We start from the raw sequence: 19,208 nt of genomic DNA on the forward strand, positions 1-19,208 counted from the left end.
GCCGGATGAACCCGTGTTCTATCACCACGCAAAACCTCGTCAGCGCCCGCGGGCACTGACAACCACGTAAAAGAAGGAGCCAACACCATGGCTAAGCTGACCACCGAAGAATTGATCGAGGCTTTCAAGGAGCTCTCCCTCATCGAGCTGTCCGAGTTCGTCAAGGCCTTCGAAGAGACCTTCGACGTAACCGCTGCTGCCCCCGTGGCCGTGGCTGGTGGCGCTCCCGCCGCCGGCGGCGAAGCTGCTGCTGAGGAAGAGAAGACCGAGTTCGACGTCATCCTCGAAGCTGCAGGCGACAAGAAGATCCAGGTCATCAAGGAAGTTCGTGCCTTGACCTCCCTGGGCCTGAAGGAAGCCAAGGACCTCGTGGACGGCGCTCCCAAGCCCGTTCTGGAAGGTGCCAACAAGGAAGCCGCAGACAAGGCCAAGGAATCCCTCGAGGCTGCTGGCGCTACCGTCACCGTCAAGTAATTCCCCGCGCTTCGAGCGCAGGTACGGCCGCGTAGCCTGACCCGCAAGGGCAGGTGGCGGTACTGCTACTTCGCAAAGCCCTGCACTGTTTTCGGTGCGGGGCTTTGTGCTGCCCGGGGTTGTGCGAAACTAGGACTGACCATCTTGGCCGTCACAGTGCGGCGGGAGAGCATGGCGGGTGCGTAAGCATCGCGCCATCGCCGAAGGAGCAAACCCTCCCCGGGAATCTCTCAGGCACCCGTACCGCCGCACCAGGCCACTCTGAAGAGCTCGTCCCTGGCATGACGCCGCGGCCGAGCACCGACGGGGCAGGTCGGTGATCGCGGATATCCGCGGCCACCGGCGAAATCTCTCAGGTTGATGTACAGAGCGGGGAGGAACTCACCGGGACTTAGCACGCCCTCAAGTAACCCAGGAGACCCTCACATGTCTTTCCTGCCCCGCCACATCGGCCCAGACGCCGATGACATCACCACCATGCTCAACGCCGTGGGCGTGGACAGCCTCGATCAGCTGATTGATCGGGCCGTCCCCGAGAGCATCCGATTCCGCGACACCTTGGACCTGCCTGCGCCCCTTGACGAGACCGAGGCGCTGGCGGCCATCCGCACCATCGCGGGCAAGAACACCGTGATGCGCCAGATGATCGGTCAGGGGTACTTCGACACGGTCACCCCCGCCGCGATCCGCCGCAACATTCTGGAGAACCCGGGCTTCTACACCTCGTACACCCCGTACCAGCCCGAAATTTCCCAGGGCCGCTTGGAACTGCTGCTTACGTTCCAGAACGCCGTGATCGACCTGACCGGCATGGACGTGGCCAATGCGTCCCTGCTGGACGAGTCCTCCGCCGTGGCCGAGGCCGTTCTGATGATGCGCCGCGCCAACCGCAAGTCCCGTAGCTCCCGTGTGATCGTTGACAGCCGTTCCCTTCCGCAGACGCTCGCCATTCTCACCGGCCGCGCTCGCGCCGCCGGCATCGAGCTGGTCATCGCGGACTTGGGCGCCGACGACGCCGCGGCCACCTTGGCCTCGGACGGAGACTTCTTCGGTGTGGTCGTCGCGCAGATCGGCGCGGACGGTGATGTCATCGATCCCAGCTCCGTGATCGAGGCTGCCCACGAGGCCGGTGCTCTGGCGACCGTGAGCACCGATCTGCTGGCCCTGACCATGCTGCAGAGCCCGGGTTCTGCCGGCGCCGATATTGCCGTAGGTTCCGCCCAGCGATTCGGTGTGCCGCTGTTCTACGGTGGTCCGCACGCCGCGTTCATGGCCACCCGCAAGGGCGTGGAGCGTTCGATGCCCGGTCGCATCGTGGGCGTGTCCACGGATTCCTCCGGTGCCCCCGCCTACCGTTTGGCCCTGCAGACCCGCGAGCAGCACATCCGCCGCGAGAAGGCGACCTCCAACATCTGCACCGCTCAGGCATTGCTGGCCATCGTGGCCGCCGCGTACGCCGTGTACCACGGTCCCGCAAAGCTGCGTGAGCTGGCCGAGCGCCTGCACGGGCTGGCCACGGTCTTCGCGGAGGGGCTGCGCGAGCGCGGTATTTCGGTCGCGCACGAGCGGTTCTTCGACACAGTGACGTTCACGGTCGAGGGCAAGGCCGATGACATCTTGGCTGCTGCGGCACAGCGCGGCATCAACCTGCGCCGCGTGGACCAGGACACCGTGGGCGTGAGCTTCGGTGAGTCTCACACCGGCGAGGACGTCGAGGACGTGTTGGCAGCGGTGTCCGAGGCGTGCACCATCGGGGAGAACGTGGAGCGCAGCTCCGATCTCCTGGATGGTGTTCCAGAGGAGTGGCACCGCACGGACGAGTACATGACCCACCCGGTCTTCCACACGCACCGTTCCGAGACCTCGCTCATGCGTTGGCTGCGTCAGCTGGCAGACAAGGACCTGGCGCTGGACCGCACCATGATCCCGCTGGGTTCGTGCACCATGAAGCTCAACGCCGCTGCGGAGATGGAGCCCATTTCCTGGCCGGAGTTCGCCAACATCCATCCGCTGGCCCCACAGGACCAGGCACAGGGATGGCACGAGTTGATCGAGCAGCTCGAAGGCTGGCTCGCGGAGATCACCGGTTACGCAGCAGTGTCCGTGCAGCCCAACGCGGGTTCGCAGGGCGAGCTGGCCGGGCTGTTGGCCATCCGCCGCTACCAGGTCGACCGCGGGGAAACCCAGCGCAAGACCATCCTGATCCCGTCTTCCGCCCACGGAACCAATGCGGCATCGGCGGTTCTGGCGGACCTGAAGGTCGTGGTGGTCGCGACCGCAGCGGACGGTCTGATCGATCATGAGGACCTCAAGGCCAAGATCGAATCGGTGGGTGACGAGCTCGCGGGCATCATGGTCACCTACCCCTCGACCCACGGCGTGTACGACACGGACATCTCCATGGTTTGCGAGGCCATTCACGATGCCGGTGGCCAGGTGTACGTGGACGGCGCGAACCTCAATGCGTTGATGGGTCTGGCACGTCCGGGCCGGTTCGGCGGAGACGTCTCCCACCTGAACCTGCACAAGACCTTCTGCATCCCACACGGCGGTGGCGGGCCCGGCGTGGGTCCCGTGGCCGTGGCCGAGCATCTGGTGCCCTACCTGCCCGGTAACGCAGTGGAGGCCAAGCTCGACGAGCGCGGCGCGGGCTTCCCTGTCTCGCAGGCCCCCTTCGGTTCGGCCGGTGTTCTGCCGATCACGTGGATGTACATCGCCATGACCGGTGCCAAGGGGCTCACCGAGTCCACGCGCACGGCCGTGCTGAGCGCCAACTACATCTCCCGGTCGCTTTCGGACGTGTTCCCCACGCTGTACTCCGGCGACGGTGGACTGGTTGCCCACGAATGCATCCTGGACCTGCGTGCCATGACCAAGGCCTCCGGTGTGACCGCAGAGGACGTGTGCAAGCGACTGGTCGATTTCGGTTTCCACGCACCCACCCTGGCGTTCCCGGTGGCGGGCACACTCATGGTGGAGCCCACCGAGTCCGAGTCCCTAGAGGAACTGGATCGTTTCATCGAGGCCATGCGCACCATCCATGCCGAGATGCAGGAGATCGCCGACGGCAAGGTCGCGCTTGCGGATTCCGTGGTTCGCCATGCCCCACATACAGCCCAGGTGCTCACTGCCGACGAGTGGGATCGCTCGTACCCGCGCTCGCAGGCCGCTTACCCCGTGCCCTCGCTGCGTCGGGTCAAGTACTGGTCGCCCGTGGGTCGCGTGGACAACGCTGCCGGGGACCGTAACCTGGTGTGCTCGTGCCCGCCGATCGAGGCGTTCGACGCCGCCTACGCCGCCGCTGCTGCGGGGGAGGAGAACTGATGAGCGAGAAGAAAACTGCCCTGTACGCGGCCCACGAGGAACTGGGCGCCCGGTTCACCGACTTCGGCGGCTGGTCCATGCCCGTGCGCTACGCGAGTGACACCGCTGAGCACCACGCGGTGCGCCGCGGTGCCGGAATCTTCGATCTGTCCCACATGGGTGAGGTGGAGGTTTCCGGTCCGCAGGCCGGGGCGTTCCTGGACTTCGCGCTGGTGGGCGTGCTGTCCGCGATCTCCGTGGGCCGCGCCAAGTACTCGGTGATCGTGGACGCGGCCGGCCGGGTGCTCGACGACCTGATCACCTACCGGCTCGAGGAGAACCGCTACCTGGTGGTCCCCAACGCGGGCAACCAGGAAGTGGTCGCGCGTGAGCTGACCGCTCGCGCCGAGGGTTTTGACGTCGTTGTGACCGACCAGGGTGCCGAGACCTCCTTGATCGCCGTGCAGGGTCCCCGCGCTCTCGAGGTGCTCAAGGCCACGGACCTGGACCCGAGCGACGTCGTCGAAAATCTCAAGTACTACGCCGCCGCTCACGCTCGCTGTGCGGGCGTGGAGGTTCTGGCGGCTCGAACCGGTTACACCGGCGAGGACGGTTTCGAGCTGTACTGCAGCAACCAGGACGCCCCGGCGCTGTGGTCCGCGCTCCTGAAGACTGCGAAGAAGCTGTCCACCGAGGACGCTCCCGTGTCTGCGGCCGGACTGGCCGCGCGTGACTCGCTGCGGCTCGAGGCCGGTATGCCGCTGTACGGACACGAACTGTCGACCGAGATCACCCCGGCCGAGGCCGGCCTGGGCAAACTCGTGGAGATCGCGCTGCGCAAGAAGGGTGAAGCGGGCACGGACACGGTAGGCCGTGAGGCGCTGGCGGCCGTGGTCGAGTCCGATCCCGAGCGCACCCTGGTGGGTCTGGAAGGTGTGGGCCGCAAGCCCATTCGCGCCGACTACACCGTGGTCTCGGGCGGGGAGACGGTGGGGGTTGTCACCAGTGGACTGCCCTCGCCAACGCTGGGCAAGCCCATTGCCATGGCCCTTGTGGCCACGGACGCGCTGGGCCGGATCGCCGACGGCGACGTGAGCGTTCAAGACGCCCGCGGCCGTGACATTGAGGTCAAGCAGACCGACTTGCCGTTCTACAAGCGCGGCTGACCAGCGCTTCAGACGTTCCGTTCAGCAAACGCTGTCACGACAACGGGCCGGATACCTCGTTCGAGGTATCCGGCCCGTTGAGTCCTTCGAGGTCAGTGCTGGTTTCGGAAGGCACGCTCTTGGCGTGTCGATGTCTACCGGAACGCGGGAGCTTTCGGGCTCGGTTTGGTCAGTCCCGGTCCTTGCGCGGCATGAAGGCGCGAACCTTGGCCAGCTTGTGGGAACCGTCGCAGTGCGGGGCGATGCTGGTCATCCCACACCGGCACAGGGCAATGACCTTGCGTTCGGGCGGTAGCGGTTCCGCACCGGGCTCCGCAGCCATCAGGAAATCCCCGCGCACCAACAGGGGACCCTTGGGGCATACGGTGATCACGGGCGATTCGGCGGAGCCGGGCGCCGGCCGGGGTTCCGCAGAAGCATCGGTCTCGGACAGCTCCGTTGCATCCCTGAGATCGTTCTGCGTGCGGGACAGTGGTTGCGACTCGCGGGGGACGGAACGATCGGGCAGCGCCCCCTCGTTGTGGGGGTGCGGCATGTCGTCGGTCCTGTCCGCGCTCATACCCGGGGTTCCGGGGTGAGCAGCGAAGACCGGCCCGAGGACCATGCCTCCAGCATGTGATCACCCGCGCGTCCGTCCACGTAGAGGCACGCGGCGGCCCCGAAGAAGATATCCTCGGTCAGCTGAGGTTCGTCATCGACGAGGTTGCCCACGAGGTCTCGGGCGGCCAACTGTTCGTGCACGGCGTCGGCCTCGACGTGTTCGTCGAAGTACCAGGTGACGTCCTGGCCGTAGCCACGCTTGCGGAACGCGTTGCCGTAGTGCTTGTTGGGGATCGTCGAAGTCATTTCGAAGGCCGCAAGGTGCCCCACATTGGCCCCGCGCAAGCGGCGGTGGAGACCGAACATGCTGATGAGGTTGGTCGAGGCCAAGGTGCTCGCCGGTACCACGTCCAAATAGACATCAGGGGTGTCGTCCAAGCCGAAGTTGCGCATGGTGCGGGCAAAGATTTCCGAGTGCACCTTGTCCGGGTGACCGCCACCGTATTCGTCGGCCTGGATCTCGACCATGGCAGCCTTGGCGCGTCCCTGGAGCTTGGGGATGGACCACGTGTGCGGATCCGCCTCGCGCAGCGTGTAGATGGAACGCTGAATCAGGAACTCCCGAAGCAAGTCCTCGGTGGCGTTCTTGGCCAGCCACATGGCGGTGCCCGGCTTGGCGGCAGGTTGAGTCATCTCGAAAAGCATTTCCGCGGCGGCCTTGCCGTCACGGGGGAGCGGGGAGGGTAGTTCGACCTCGGCTCGCAGTTGTGCTTCGAAGCGTTCCTCGATGGATGAGCGAATACGGATCAGGTCCGGGTCCCACTCCCATTCGCCGCGCACGAACTCGGCCGGGCCGTAGTGCAGCAGGTACAGCAGGAAGAGGGAGAGCTGAAGGTCTTCGTCGGTCTTGATGTCGTGGCACTCGTCCAGCGCCCGTTCGACTGCGGCACCCAGTTCGAGCTTCGCTTCGGGGGATGGGTGCCCGTTGGTCAATAGGGCGATCAGCGCCGAGCTCGCAAGCCCTCGGGCAGTGGGGGCCTCGGTTCTTTCCTTGAGTGTGGTCACCGGTCTCAACTTTCTGTCACTCGCAGCATCCTGCGTGTATACATGGACCCAACAGTGTGGCCCACCATGCGTGACACCGCAGAGGACGGACCGTAATCTACTATAAGGCGGCTTAGCTTGGGTGGGTCGTCCACTACCAGTATGTGGTCCGAACCTTGTTCCGGGCGAGTATGCCCGTTCATGGGTTACGGGCTGGGAGGGAAGAAACGTGTTCCTGAAGAATGTGGCCCCCGGAATCCATTTGATCCAGAGTCATAACGTCAACTGCTATCTGCTCGAGGACGATCAGGGACTCACCCTGGTGGACGCGGGTCTTCCGAGGGTCTGGAACGAACTGGGGCATGCGATCCGTGAACTCGGGCGAGCACCCGCAGACCTCAAGGCATTAGTGCTGACACACGCCCATTTCGACCACGTGGGAGTGGCCGCCAAACTCGTTGAGCGTCTCGATATTCCGGTGTATGCCCACCACCAGGATGTAACCCTGGCCGCGCACCCCTACCGTTACGCGCATGAGAATCCGGCCGCGGCGTATCCCTTGCGACACCCTCGGGCCATCCCGGTGCTGCTGTCCATGGTGTTCGGGGGCGCGGCAGCGGTGAAGGGGGTGACGGTCTCACAGCCGCTCGAAGCGGGGCAGGAGGTTCCTGTTCCGGGGCGTCTCAGGGTGGTCCTCTCTGCCGGCCACACGTACGGGCACTGCGCCCTGCACATGCCCCAATCCGACGCGCTGATTACCGGTGACGCGCTCGTCACGCTGGATCCGTACACTGCGCTCACCGGGCCTCGAATTGTGGCAAAGGCGGCGACCGCGGACAGCGCCATGGCCATGGAATCACTGCGCGCCTTGGCGCAGACCGGCGCCACGGTGGTGCTTCCGGGGCATGGGGACCCGTGGCTGCGAGGGGTTGAGCAGGCGGCCGATGAGGCGCGCCGCAGGGGAGTTGCTTAGCGGCCGGGTGAACCGGACGTGGCCAGGACGGTGGTCTGCATGATGGTAGTTAATGGGCGAATCATTAAAGCAGCAAGAAACTAATGAGTAGGCATACCATTTGCGATGGCCACCGCGTAGCGTGGACTGACACGGGCCCCTTCTCGTCTCATCGTCTCGGAGAAGTCGCTCCTGCACCAGAGCTGAACCGCTCGGTTAGGACATGTCATGGCCATCCACGCGTACACGGCAACCGAACGCCGCCAGCGAGTCGAAGCACCCGCGGTGCCCCGGTCCAAGGGCCGGATGATCGTCGGCTGGCTCACCTCGACCGATCACAAGACGATCGGATACATGTATCTGATCTCGTCATTCGCCTTCTTCTGTGTGGGCGGTGTGATGGCACTGTTGATCCGCGCCGAACTCTTCGATCCCGGTCTGCAGATCCTGGAGACCAAGGAGCAGTACAACCAGCTGTTCACCATGCACGGCACCTTGATGTTGCTGATGTTCGGAACACCGCTGTTCATCGGCTTCGCCAACGTGTTGGTGCCCATTCAACTCGGCTCCCCTGATGTCGCGTTCCCCCGGCTCAACGCGCTAGCGTTCTGGTTCTTCCTGTTCGGGTCCCTCGTGGCAATGGCCGGGTTCGTCACTCCGCAGGGTGCGGCGTCCTTCGGATGGTTTGCGTACGCCCCGCTCAATGACACGACCTTCAGCCCTGGTGTGGGTGGAGACCTGTGGTTATTCGGGCTGGCACTGCAGGGCTTCGGCACCATCTTGGGCGGCGTCAACTTCATCACCACGATCCTCTGCATGCGCGCTCCTGGGATGACCATGTGGCGCATGCCCATCTTCACGTGGAACATCCTGCTGACGTCCATGCTCGTGATCATGGCGTTCCCACCGCTCGCCGCCGCGCTGTTTGCGCTGGGTATGGACCGGCGCATGGGAGGACACATCTTCGATCCGGAGAACGGCGGCGCCATCCTGTGGCAACACTTGTTCTGGTTCTTCGGTCACCCCGAGGTGTACATCATCGCCCTGCCGTTCTTCGGCATCGTGTCCGAAATCATTCCGGTCTTCTCCCGGAAACCGATTTTCGGGTACAAGGGTCTGGTCTTCGCGACCATCGCGATCGCCGCGCTGTCCATCACGGTGTGGGCCCACCACATGTTCGTCACCGGAGCGGTGGCGCTGAGTTTCTTCGCGTTCATGTCCATGATGATTGCGGTGCCAACCGGTGTGAAGTTCTTCAATTGGATCGGCACGATGTGGCAAGGCTCGGTGACGTTCGAGACGCCCATGCTGTGGGCCCTCGGTTTCCTCTTCACGTTCCTCTTCGGAGGGCTCACGGGCATCATCCTGGCCACGCCCGCCCTGGATTTTCACGTATCTGACACGTACTTCGTGGTCGCGCACTTCCACTACGTGGTGTTCGGCACCGTGGTGTTCTCCATGTTCGCTGGCTTTTACTTCTGGTGGCCCAAGTTCACCGGCAAGATGCTCAACGAGCGGCTGGGTAAGGTCCACTTCTGGATGCTGTTCATCGGCTTCCACATGACCTTCCTCATCCAGCACTGGGTGGGGGTCAGTGGTATGCCCCGCAGGTACGCGGACTACCTGCCGGAGGACGGGTTCACGTGGATGAATCAACTCTCGACCGCCGGAGCCATGCTGTTGGGGCTGTCCATGATTCCGTTCTTCTGGAACGTGTACGTCACCCACCGGCACGCCAAGAAAGTGGAGGTGGACGACCCTTGGGGCTTCGGCTGTTCGTTGGAATGGGCCACGTCCTGCCCGCCACCGCGCCACAACTTTGCATCCTTGCCCCGCATTCGCTCCGAACGGCCCGCCCTGGATTTACATCATCCGGAGTTGGCGGCCTTTGCCAGTCAACAGTTCGACGCCGGGAAACCGGTGGCCGGGGGTGTCGGAACACGCGGCAGTTGATGACCCCGGCCGCGAAACCCGGCCGAGCGGCGTCGTCGTCCTGGGTGGGGGTTCGGCACGGAAGGGGAGGTCGGAAACCGGAGGGGCGGGGTATCTTACGACGAGTTGTCCCGTCCGTCCACTACGGGTCTGGACAAAGTGGAAAAAAAGTCCTAGACTGATAGCTTGCGTTGTCCCTTATACATGCGTGCCTTCATATAGCGGTGGGCGCCACCGGGGCGTGTTGCGCAATCAGCCAACACCGGCCCCCAATTCTCATCTCGGGAACCTCGCGAATTCACTGCATGTCTGTGGAAGGATCACATCTTGGTCGCCTCGAGCACCGATTCGAACGTCACCGCCAATCACCCCACGAGCGATAACATTCCTCGCCGAATTTCCTTCGCAAAGATCCACGAGCCGCTGGACGTCCCCAACCTGCTTGCACTTCAGACGGACAGCTTTGACCGTCTGGTGGGCAACGAGCGTTGGCAGGCCCGTTTGGCACAGGCCCAGGAGACCGGCGAAACCGGCGTGGCCACCACGTCCGGCCTGTCGGACATCTTCGAAGAGATCTCCCCCATCGAGGACTTCCAGGGCACCATGTCCCTGTCGTTCTCCGAGCCGGAGTTCTACGACCCCAAATACACCATGGACGAGTGCAAGGACCGTGACGCCACCTATTCGGCGCCGCTGTACGTCAAGGCCGAGTTCATGAACAACACCACCGGTGAGATCAAGCAGCAGACCGTGTTCATGGGCGATTTCCCGCTCATGACCGAAAAGGGAACCTTTGTGATCAATGGTTCCGAGCGCGTGGTCGTCTCTCAGCTGGTGCGTTCCCCCGGTGCTTACTTCGAAAAGGGCCAGGACCGCACCTCGGACAAGGACATCTTCTCCGCGAAGATCATCCCGTCCCGCGGCGCATGGTTCGAGCTCGAGATCGACAAGCGCGATCAGGTGGGCGTTCGCCTGGACCGCAAGCGTAAGCAGTCCGTGACCGTTCTGCTCAAGGCACTGGGCTGGACCGAATCCAAGATCCTCGAGGAGTTCGGCGAGTACGACTCGATCCGCGCAACCCTCGAGAAAGACACCACCGAAACCCGCGAGGATGCCCTGCTGGACATCTACCGCAAGCTGCGTCCGGGAGAGCCGCCCACGGTTGATGCTGCCCAGTCCCTGCTGGACAACATGTACTTCAACCCCAAGCGCTACGACTTGGCCAAGGTGGGTCGCTACAAGATCAACCGCAAGCTGGGTCTGGACAAGGCCTTCACGGATGCGGACGCTTCCGTGCTGTCCGTGGACGACATCGTGGCCATGATTCGTTACCTGGTCACCCTGCACGCCGGTGGCAGCACCATGGAGGGTGTCCGCGACGGGGAGCCGCGCGAAATTCACGTTGACGTGGACGACATCGACCACTTCGGTAACCGTCGCATCCGCGCGGTGGGCGAGCTCATCGAGAACCAGATCCGCACGGGCCTGTCCCGTATGGAGCGCGTGGTTCGCGAGCGCATGACCACTCAGGACGTCGAGGCCATCACGCCCCAGACCCTGATCAACATCCGTCCCGTTGTTGCCGCCATCAAGGAGTTCTTCGGAACCTCCCAGCTGTCGCAGTTCATGGACCAGAACAACCCGCTGGCCGGTCTGACGCACAAGCGTCGCCTCTCCGCGCTGGGCCCGGGTGGTCTGTCCCGTGACCGCGCCGGCATGGAAGTCCGTGACGTGCACCCCTCGCACTACGGCCGGATGTGCCCGATTGAAACCCCTGAGGGTTCCAACATCGGTCTGATCGGTTCGTTGGCGACCTACGCGCGCATCAACCCGTTCGGCTTCATCGAGACCCCTTACCGCAAGGTGGTCAACGGTGTGGTCACGGACGAGGTCAGCTACTTGACCGCGGACGACGAGCGTGGCGTGACCATCGCGCAGGCCAACGCACCGTTGACCGAGGACGGTCACTTCGCCGAGGACGCCGTTCTGGCACGTGCCGCTGACGGTTCCGGTGAAGCCGTGCTGGTCGAGCCTTCGGACGTCGAGTTCATGGACGTGTCCCCGCGCCAGATGGTGTCGGTGGCCACCGCCCTGATTCCGTACCTCGAGCACGACGACGCCAACCGCGCGTTGATGGGTGCCAACATGCAGCGTCAGGCTGTGCCGCTGTTGGTCTCGGAAGCACCGCTGGTCGGTACCGGTATGGAGCGCTACGCCGCTATGGACGCCGGCGACTCCGTTCTGGCCATCAAGCCGGGTGTGGTCGAAGAGGTCTCCGCCGATCAGGTGAAGGTTCTCAACGACGACGGCACCACCAAGCTCTACCCGATCAACAAGTTCGTTCGTTCGAACCCGGGTAACACCTACAACCAGCGCGTGATCGTCTCCGAGGGCGAGCGGATCGAGGACCGTACGGTCATCGCCGACGGCCCCTCGACCGACCAGGGCGAGCTGGCACTGGGTAAGAACCTGCTGGTTGCCTACATGTCCTGGGAAGGCCTCAACTACGAGGATGCGATCATCCTCTCCCAGCGCATGGTCTCCGAGGACGTTCTGACCTCGATTCACATCGAGGAGCACGAGATCGATGCCCGCGACACCAAACTCGGTGCCGAGGAAATCACCCGTGACATCCCCAACGTGTCCGAGGAAGTGCTCTCCGCCCTGGACGAGCGCGGCATCATCCACATCGGTGCCGAGGTTCAGGCCGGTGACATCCTGGTGGGCAAGGTGACCCCCAAGGGTGAGACCGAGTTGACCCCGGAGGAGCGCCTGCTGCGCGCCATCTTCGGTGAGAAGTCCCGCGAAGTGCGTGACACCTCCCTGAAGGTGCCCCACGGCGAGTCCGGCACCGTGATCGGCGTCCGCGTGTTCGATCGCGACGACGAGGACGACGACCTGCCCGCCGGCGTGAACCAGGTGGTTCGCGTGTACGTGGCCCAGAAGCGCAAGATCACCGACGGCGACAAGCTCGCCGGTCGTCACGGTAACAAGGGTGTGATCTCCAAGATCCTGCCCATGGAGGACATGCCGTTCCTTGCGGACGGTACCCCCGTTGACGTGATCCTGAACCCGCTGGGTGTGCCCGGCCGTATGAACCTGGGCCAGGTGCTCGAGGTTCACACCGGTTGGCTCGCCAAGCAGGGCTGGAACATCGAAGGCAACCCCGAGTGGTTGGACCGCCTGTCCAACTTCCCCAAGAGCTCCGGCCCCACCAACGTGGCCACCCCGGTGTTCGACGGCGCCAGCGAGGACGAGATCTTCGACCTGTTGGATCACACCAACCCGACCCGCGACGGCGATCGTCTGATCGACCGCAGCGGCAAGGCCCGGTTGTTCGACGGTCGTTCCGGCCAGCCGTTCCCGGACCCCGTGTCCGTCGGTTACCAGTACATCTTGAAGCTCCACCACTTGGTGGACGACAAGATCCACGCTCGTTCCACCGGTCCGTACTCCATGATCACCCAGCAGCCCCTGGGTGGTAAGGCTCAGTTCGGTGGTCAGCGCTTCGGTGAGATGGAGGTGTGGGCGCTGGAAGCGTACGGTGCCGCGTACACCCTCCAGGAACTGCTCACGGTGAAGTCCGACGACGTTCACGGTCGCGTCAAGGTGTACGAAGCCATTGTCAAGGGCGAGAACATCCCCGAACCGGGTGTGCCCGAATCCTTCAAGGTGCTCATCAAGGAAATGCAGTCGTTGTGCCTGAACGTCGAGGTCCTCTCGGCGGACGGCAACGCAGTGGAAATGCGTGATTCCGAAGATGACAGCTTCCGTGCAGCCGACGAGCTCGGCATTGACCTTTCGCACTCCGAGCCCAGCTCGGTCGAAGAGGTCTGATTCCCCACTCGTAACCGGTAAGCACGAACAACTTCAGGATTTTTAGAAAGAGGGACAGGACCTTATGTCCAACGATTCTTCACTAGGCCTCATGCGTATTGGCCTGGCCACCGCGGACCAGATTCGTAGCTGGTCCTACGGCGAGGTCAAGAAGCCCGAAACCATCAACTACCGCACGCTCAAGCCCGAGAAAGACGGCTTGTTCTGTGAAAAGATCTTCGGCCCCACCCGGGACTGGGAGTGCTACTGCGGTAAGTACAAGCGTGTCCGTTACAAGGGCATCATCTGTGAGCGCTGCGGCGTCGAGGTGACTCGCGCCAAGGTGCGTCGTGAGCGGATGGGCCACATCGAGCTCGCTGCTCCCGTCACCCACATCTGGTACTTCAAGGGCGTTCCGTCGCGCTTGGGTTACCTGCTGGACCTGGCTCCGAAGGACCTCGAAAAGGTCATCTACTTCGCTGCCTACATGATCACCTCCGTGGATGAGCAGGCCCGTCACGACGACCTGCCCAACCTGCAGGCTGCCATCGACCGCGAGAAGAAGCAGATGGAGGACACCCGCGACGCAGACATCGCTGCGATCGCCCGTGACCTCGAAACCGAGCTGGCTCGTGTCGAGGAAGAAGGCGGCAAGGCCGCCGAGAAGCGCAAGCTGCGTGACTCCGCCGATCGTCAGATGGCTAACGTGCGTAAGCGCGCCGACCGCGAGATCGATCACATCGAAAAGGTCTGGGACCGCTTCAAGAACCTCAAGGTCAACGACCTCGAGGGTGACGAGGCCCTGTACCGCCAGATGGTGGATCGCTACGGCATGTACTTCGAGGGCTCCATGGGCGCCGAGGCCATCAAGAAGCGTCTGGAGACCTTCGACCTGGCTGCGGAAGCCGAGTCTCTCAAGGAGACCATTGCCACGGGTAAGGGTCAGCGCAAGACCCGTGCCCTGAAGCGCCTCAAGGTCGTCAATGCGTTCCTGACCACCGACAACTCCCCGTTGGGTATGGTCCTGGATGCCGTTCCGGTGATCCCGCCGGAGTTGCGTCCCATGGTTCAGCTCGACGGTGGCCGTTTCGCCACCTCGGACCTCAACGACCTGTACCGCCGCGTGATTAACCGCAACAACCGTTTGAAGCGTCTGCTGGATCTTGGTGCTCCCGAGATCATCGTGAACAACGAGAAGCGCATGCTCCAGGAAGCTGTCGATTCGCTGTTCGACAACGGCCGTCGCGGCCGCCCCGTCACCGGACCGGGTAACCGTGCGCTCAAGTCGCTGTCCGACATGCTGAAGGGTAAGCAGGGTCGTTTCCGTCAGAACCTGTTGGGTAAGCGTGTGGACTACTCGGGCCGTTCGGTCATCGTGGTGGGTCCGCAGCTGAAGTTGCACCAGTGTGGTCTGCCCAAGCAGATGGCGTTGGAGTTGTTCAAGCCCTTCGTGATGAAGCGCCTGGTCGATCTCAACCACGCTCAGAACATCAAGTCCGCCAAGCGCATGGTGGAGCGTTACCGCCCGCAGGTGTGGGATGTCCTCGAAGAGGTCATCACCGAGCACCCGGTTCTGCTGAACCGTGCTCCCACCCTGCACCGCCTGGGTATTCAGGCGTTCGAGCCGCAGCTGGTTGAAGGTAAGGCCATTCAGCTGCATCCGCTCGTATGTGGTGCGTTCAACGCTGACTTCGATGGTGACCAGATGGCAGTGCACCTGCCGCTGTCCCCGGAGGCTCAGGCCGAGGCTCGGGTCCTGATGTTGTCCTCGAACAACATTTTGAAGCCCTCGGACGGTAAGCCGATCGCCCTGCCTTCGCAGGACATGATCATCGGTCTGTACCACCTGACCACCGTTCGTGACGGTTGGGCCGGTGAAGGCAACAGCTACTCATCGGTGGCCGAAGCCATCATGGCTTACGACTCCGGCGAGCTGCACCTGAACTCCAAGGTCAAGATCGAGCTTGAGAACTTCGTGCCGTACGCCGGTTGGGAGGCTCCCGAAGGTTGGGAACCCGGCCAGCCCGCCCTCGTCGAGACCACCCTGGGTCGCGTGCTCTTCAACGAAACGCTGCCCGAGGATTACCCGTGGGACGAGAACGTCGCCGACAAGAAGCACCTGTCGTCGTTGGTCAACGATCTTGCCGAGCGTTACCCCATGACCCAGGTGGCTCACACCTTGGATCTGCTCAAGGACGCCGGTTTCCACTGGGCATCCCGTTCGGGTGTGACCGTGGCGATCTCGGACATCGCGACTCCGCCGGAGAAGCCCGCCATCATGGAGGGCTACGAGGCTCAGGCCGCGAAGATCCAAGGCCAGTACGACAAGGGTCTGATCGATGACGACGAACGTCGTTCCGAATTGATCGACATCTGGTCCAAGGCCACCGATGAGGTCGCCGAGGCCATGCGTAACAACCTGACCGCGAGCAACACCATCAACCGCATGGTGTCCTCGGGTGCACGTGGTAACTGGATGCAGGTCCGTCAGATCGCGGGTATCCGTGGTCTGGTGGCCAACCCCAAGGGCGAGATCATGCCCCGTCCGATCAAGTCCTCCTACCGCGAGGGCCTGTCGGTTCTGGAGTACTTCATCGCTACCCACGGCGCTCGTAAGGGCCTGGCCGATACCGCGCTGCGTACCGCCAACTCGGGTTACCTGACCCGTCGTCTGGTCGACGTCTCGCAGGATGTCATCGTTCGCGAGGCGGACTGCCAGACCAGCCGTGGTCTGGTGCTGCCCGTCTCGGAGACCGACGAGTCCGGTGTGCGTTCGTTGCACGAGGACGTCGAGAACACCGTGCACGGTCGTGTGCTGGCTACGGACGTGGTCGACGCCAACGGCGAGATCGTGGCCGAGGCCGGACAGGACATGTCCGACGCCCTGATCAATAAGCTGTTCACCGCCGGTATCGACGAGGTCCGCGTGCGCTCCGTGCTCACGTGTGAGTCCGCCGTGGGTGTGTGTGCTGCTTGCTACGGTCGCTCCTTGGCCACCAACCAGTTGGTGGACATCGGCGAGGCCGTGGGCATCGTGGCTGCGCAGTCGATTGGTGAGCCCGGTACTCAGCTGACCATGCGTACCTTCCACACCGGTGGTGTTGCCTCCTCGGACGGTGACATCACCCAGGGTCTGCCCCGTATTCAGGAGCTCTTCGAGGCGCGTACCCCCAAGGGTGTCGCCCCGATCTCCGAGGTGGCCGGCCGCGTGCGCATCGAGGACACCGACAAGTCCCTCAAGATCGTTATTGTCCCGGACAACGGCGACGAGGAATTTGCCTACCCGGTGCTGCGTCGCGCCAAGTTGCTCGTGCACGACGGTGATTCCGTGGTGGTCGGTCAGCAGCTCGTGACCGGTGCGGTTGACCCCAAGGAGGTGCTGCGTATTCGCGGTCCTCGTGAGGCTCAGAAGCACCTGGTGGACGAGGTCCAGGGCGTGTACCGCTCCCAGGGTGTGGGCATCCACGACAAGCACGTGGAGGTCATCGTCCGTCAGATGCTGCGGCGCGTGACCATCATCGAGTCCGGCGACACCGCGTTGCTGCCGGGTGAGCTGGTGGACAGCGTGCGCTTCCTGGAGGCCAACCGCGGTGCGGTGGCCGAGGGCAAGCGTCCCGCAGCGGGCCGTCCGGAGCTCATGGGTATCACCAAGGCTTCGTTGGCGACCGACTCGTGGCTGTCCGCCGCGTCCTTCCAGGAGACCACCCGCGTTCTGACGCAGGCGGCCATGGAAGGTAAGTCGGATCCGCTGCTGGGTCTGAAGGAGAACGTGATCATCGGTAAGCTCATCCCGGCCGGTACCGGCCTGGCACGTTACAACAACGTTGACGTGGAGCCCACCGAAGAGGCCAAGGCCTCGATGTTCACCGATCCTTCCGCGTTCGCTGACTTCAGCTACGCCGAGGAGAACTCGGGTGCGTTGGGTTCGGAGTTCCAGGCCATCCCGTTGGATGACTACGACTTCGGCACCAACTGATCACACGACGCGGTAGCTGAGCTGCCGTAGTTCGTTCGACCGAAGGCCGGTCCCCAAGGATGTGGGGGCCGGCCTTCGGCGTTGTCCGGGAGACTACGCTGGGTACAGGTAATTCTGGTGGTGGTACTGGCACGGGCAGGGCCCGCTTTGGCGGGGCAGGAGGGCGACATGGCGAATTCGACGTCGGGTGATTCGGTTCTCGCTCGCGTGGAACGGATTCTGGCGGCGTTCGGTTCAGAGACCCCGGTGTTGCAGCTCAAGGACATCGCCAGTTCTGCTCAGCTCCCCACGTCCACTGCACACCGTTTATTGACAGATATGAAGCAGATCGGCTGGATCGAGTCCGCCCGCGGGCAGGGCTATCGGGTGGGGACCCGGTTGTGGGAACTGGCCTCCCGGGCCGCATTGGCAGAGGACCTGGCGTCGGTTGCCATCCCGTTCATGTCGGACGTCCACGCGGTGCTTCGACAGCACGTGCACGTGGGAGTCGTGGAAGGCGACGACGTTCTGTTCGCCGAGCGGATCCTCGGCAAGAAGTCGGATGTGCCGCTGCGCTCGAACGTGGCGGGCAGGTTACCCCTGCACCAATCGGCGGCGGGGCTGGTGCTGATGTCCCAATACTCGGAGTCTTTCGTCACGGAATATTGCCAGCGGGTGCGCGACGACAGTTTTCCCGAGGGGATTCCTACGGATCGTCTGATGACTGACCTGCGCCGTTTCGCGCAACGCGGTTATGCCCTGCAACGCGGTCGAATTGACCAGGAAACCGGTGGTATCTCGGTGCCGGTACGGGTGCCACAGTGGCACCGCCCGGTGGCGCTGGGCGTGGTCATGGCGCTCGAGGATATGGGCCCGGCAGAAGTGCCCGGCGTCGTGCAAACGTTAAGGGTTGCCTCGCGCGGAATCTCCCGTGCCATGGGCGCACTGTAACAACTGTCAAAGGTTGTCCTTTGTAGCAGAAACCTTTGCCGCGTCCTGGATGAATGTCTGTGCGTCCACAGCCGCCGCATATTGAGCGGACGTGAGGGAAGGGCCCGAAGCCCGACCTCATGTCTACCGGCTGTGGAGCATGTGATCAGTGCTAACTTCCGGGGCCAGGTTGAGACGGCGCAGTAATTGAGCATTGAGTGCCACGACGACTGTCGATGCGGACATGAGGATTGCGCCGATGCTCATGGGCAGAACGAACCCGATCGGAGCCAGGATGCCCGCGGCGAGAGGTACGGAGATCAAGTTGTACCCGGCAGCCCACCAGAGGTTTTGCTTCATCTTCCGAAAGCTCGCACGAGAAAGTTCTAACACCGAGAGCACCGAACGGGGGTCGGAGCTAGCCAGGATGACTCCGGCCGATCCGATGGCGACATCCGTGCCCGCGCCGATGGCGATGCCGACGTCGGCCTGGGCCAGCGCAGGAGCATCGTTGACTCCGTCGCCGACCATCGCAACCTTGCGGCCCTCGCCTTGGAGCTCCGCGACCTTCATGGCTTTGTCCTCGGGGTGCACGCCGGCGAAGACACGGTTGATACCAAGCTCGTCGGCAACCGCTTGAGCCACGGCCTCTGCATCGCCGGTGATCATGACGACCTGAACGCCCTGAGCGTGGAGAGCGTCAACGGCGTCGCGTGACTCGGTGCGGATTGCGTCGGCGAGACGCAAAGCACCGATCACCTGACCGTCGGAAATGACGTGGAGGATGATCGCACCCTCATTTCGCCATTGCGCTGAGATGGGTAACTCCTTGAAGGAGCGCTGCTCAAGAAGGTACGGGCCCCCAACTTCGATGACCATGTTGTCGACGGTGGCCCTAACCCCGATGGCTGGGGAGGACGTGAAGTTCCTGGCTCGAGGTGGTTCCAGACCGCGTTGCTGGGCTGCATGGGTAATGGCACGAGCGAGGGGGTGTTCACTGTCGGACTCGGCCGCTGCCGCTAAGCCTCGATCCACCGACTCAGGTTAGGGCCGGCGGCCGATATCCCGGATCGGCACTGAGCCGTTTTTTGGCGTG

At 63.4% G+C, this 19,208-nt stretch carries 10 protein-coding genes, 1 pseudogene and 1 riboswitch; of the genes and pseudogenes, 8 read left to right on the plus strand and 3 right to left on the minus strand.

What is annotated here, in order from left to right; all coding sequences use genetic code 11:
* Positions 1-87: 87 nt before the first annotated feature.
* The 3 genes from rplL to gcvT all read left to right on the plus strand — a co-directional run bounded on the left by rplL (position 88) and on the right by gcvT (position 4,943).
* A complete protein-coding gene (gene rplL / locus EWV37_RS11990; protein ID WP_095796560.1) occupies positions 88-474 on the plus strand; it encodes a 50S ribosomal protein L7/L12 in 387 nt (128 codons plus the stop codon).
* A gap of 152 nt (positions 475-626) precedes the next feature.
* Positions 627-730: riboswitch (glycine riboswitch) on the plus strand.
* Between the two features lie 170 nt (positions 731-900).
* Positions 901-3,798 (plus strand): aminomethyl-transferring glycine dehydrogenase, encoded by a 2,898-nt coding sequence (gene gcvP / locus EWV37_RS11995; RefSeq protein ID WP_129701817.1) that lies wholly within the window; start codon positions 901-903, stop codon positions 3,796-3,798.
* Positions 3,798-4,943 (plus strand): glycine cleavage system aminomethyltransferase GcvT, encoded by a 1,146-nt coding sequence (gene gcvT / locus EWV37_RS12000; RefSeq protein ID WP_129701819.1) that lies wholly within the window; start codon positions 3,798-3,800, stop codon positions 4,941-4,943. The genes gcvP and gcvT overlap by 1 nt, the downstream gene beginning before the upstream one ends.
* A 169-nt stretch (positions 4,944-5,112) precedes the next feature.
* On the opposite strand, the gene EWV37_RS12005 is transcribed toward gcvT, so the two are convergent.
* Together EWV37_RS12005 and EWV37_RS12010 are read right to left on the minus strand one after the other, a co-directional pair.
* Complete coding sequence (locus tag EWV37_RS12005; protein ID WP_238663246.1) at positions 5,113-5,502, minus strand: CDGSH iron-sulfur domain-containing protein; 390 nt, start codon at positions 5,500-5,502, stop codon at positions 5,113-5,115.
* A complete protein-coding gene (locus EWV37_RS12010; RefSeq protein ID WP_095796563.1) occupies positions 5,499-6,548 on the minus strand; it encodes an iron-containing redox enzyme family protein in 1,050 nt (349 codons plus the stop codon). Before EWV37_RS12010 ends, EWV37_RS12005 begins: the two co-directional genes overlap by 4 nt.
* Before the next feature lie 208 nt (positions 6,549-6,756).
* Between EWV37_RS12010 and EWV37_RS12015 the strand changes: the two genes are divergently transcribed.
* The 5 genes from EWV37_RS12015 (at position 6,757) to EWV37_RS12035 (ending at position 18,133) form a co-directional block, all read left to right on the plus strand.
* Positions 6,757-7,500, plus strand: a complete 744-nt coding sequence (locus tag EWV37_RS12015; RefSeq protein WP_129701821.1) for an MBL fold metallo-hydrolase — start codon at positions 6,757-6,759, stop codon at positions 7,498-7,500.
* A gap of 207 nt (positions 7,501-7,707) precedes the next feature.
* On the plus strand, positions 7,708-9,432 hold the full coding sequence (ctaD, locus tag EWV37_RS12020) for an aa3-type cytochrome oxidase subunit I (RefSeq protein ID WP_095796565.1): 1,725 nt from the start codon (positions 7,708-7,710) through the stop codon (positions 9,430-9,432).
* 306 nt (positions 9,433-9,738) lie between these two features.
* A complete protein-coding gene (rpoB, locus tag EWV37_RS12025; protein WP_095796566.1) occupies positions 9,739-13,248 on the plus strand; it encodes a DNA-directed RNA polymerase subunit beta in 3,510 nt (1,169 codons plus the stop codon).
* 64 nt (positions 13,249-13,312) lie between these two features.
* Positions 13,313-17,203 (plus strand): DNA-directed RNA polymerase subunit beta', encoded by a 3,891-nt coding sequence (locus tag EWV37_RS12030; protein WP_095796567.1) that lies wholly within the window; start codon positions 13,313-13,315, stop codon positions 17,201-17,203.
* Between the two features lie 168 nt (positions 17,204-17,371).
* Positions 17,372-18,133, plus strand: coding sequence for an IclR family transcriptional regulator (locus EWV37_RS12035; protein ID WP_129701823.1), 762 nt, complete (start codon positions 17,372-17,374; stop codon positions 18,131-18,133).
* Between the two features lie 123 nt (positions 18,134-18,256).
* On the opposite strand, the pseudogene EWV37_RS12040 reads toward EWV37_RS12035, so the two are convergent.
* Positions 18,257-19,135, minus strand: a pseudogene (locus EWV37_RS12040) (HAD-IC family P-type ATPase); the annotation flags it as partial.
* Between the last annotated feature and the right edge of the window lie 73 nt (positions 19,136-19,208).

It is taken from the genome of Kocuria carniphila (assembly GCF_004136555.1).
GTDB classification, from domain to species: domain Bacteria; phylum Actinomycetota; class Actinomycetes; order Actinomycetales; family Micrococcaceae; genus Kocuria; species Kocuria carniphila.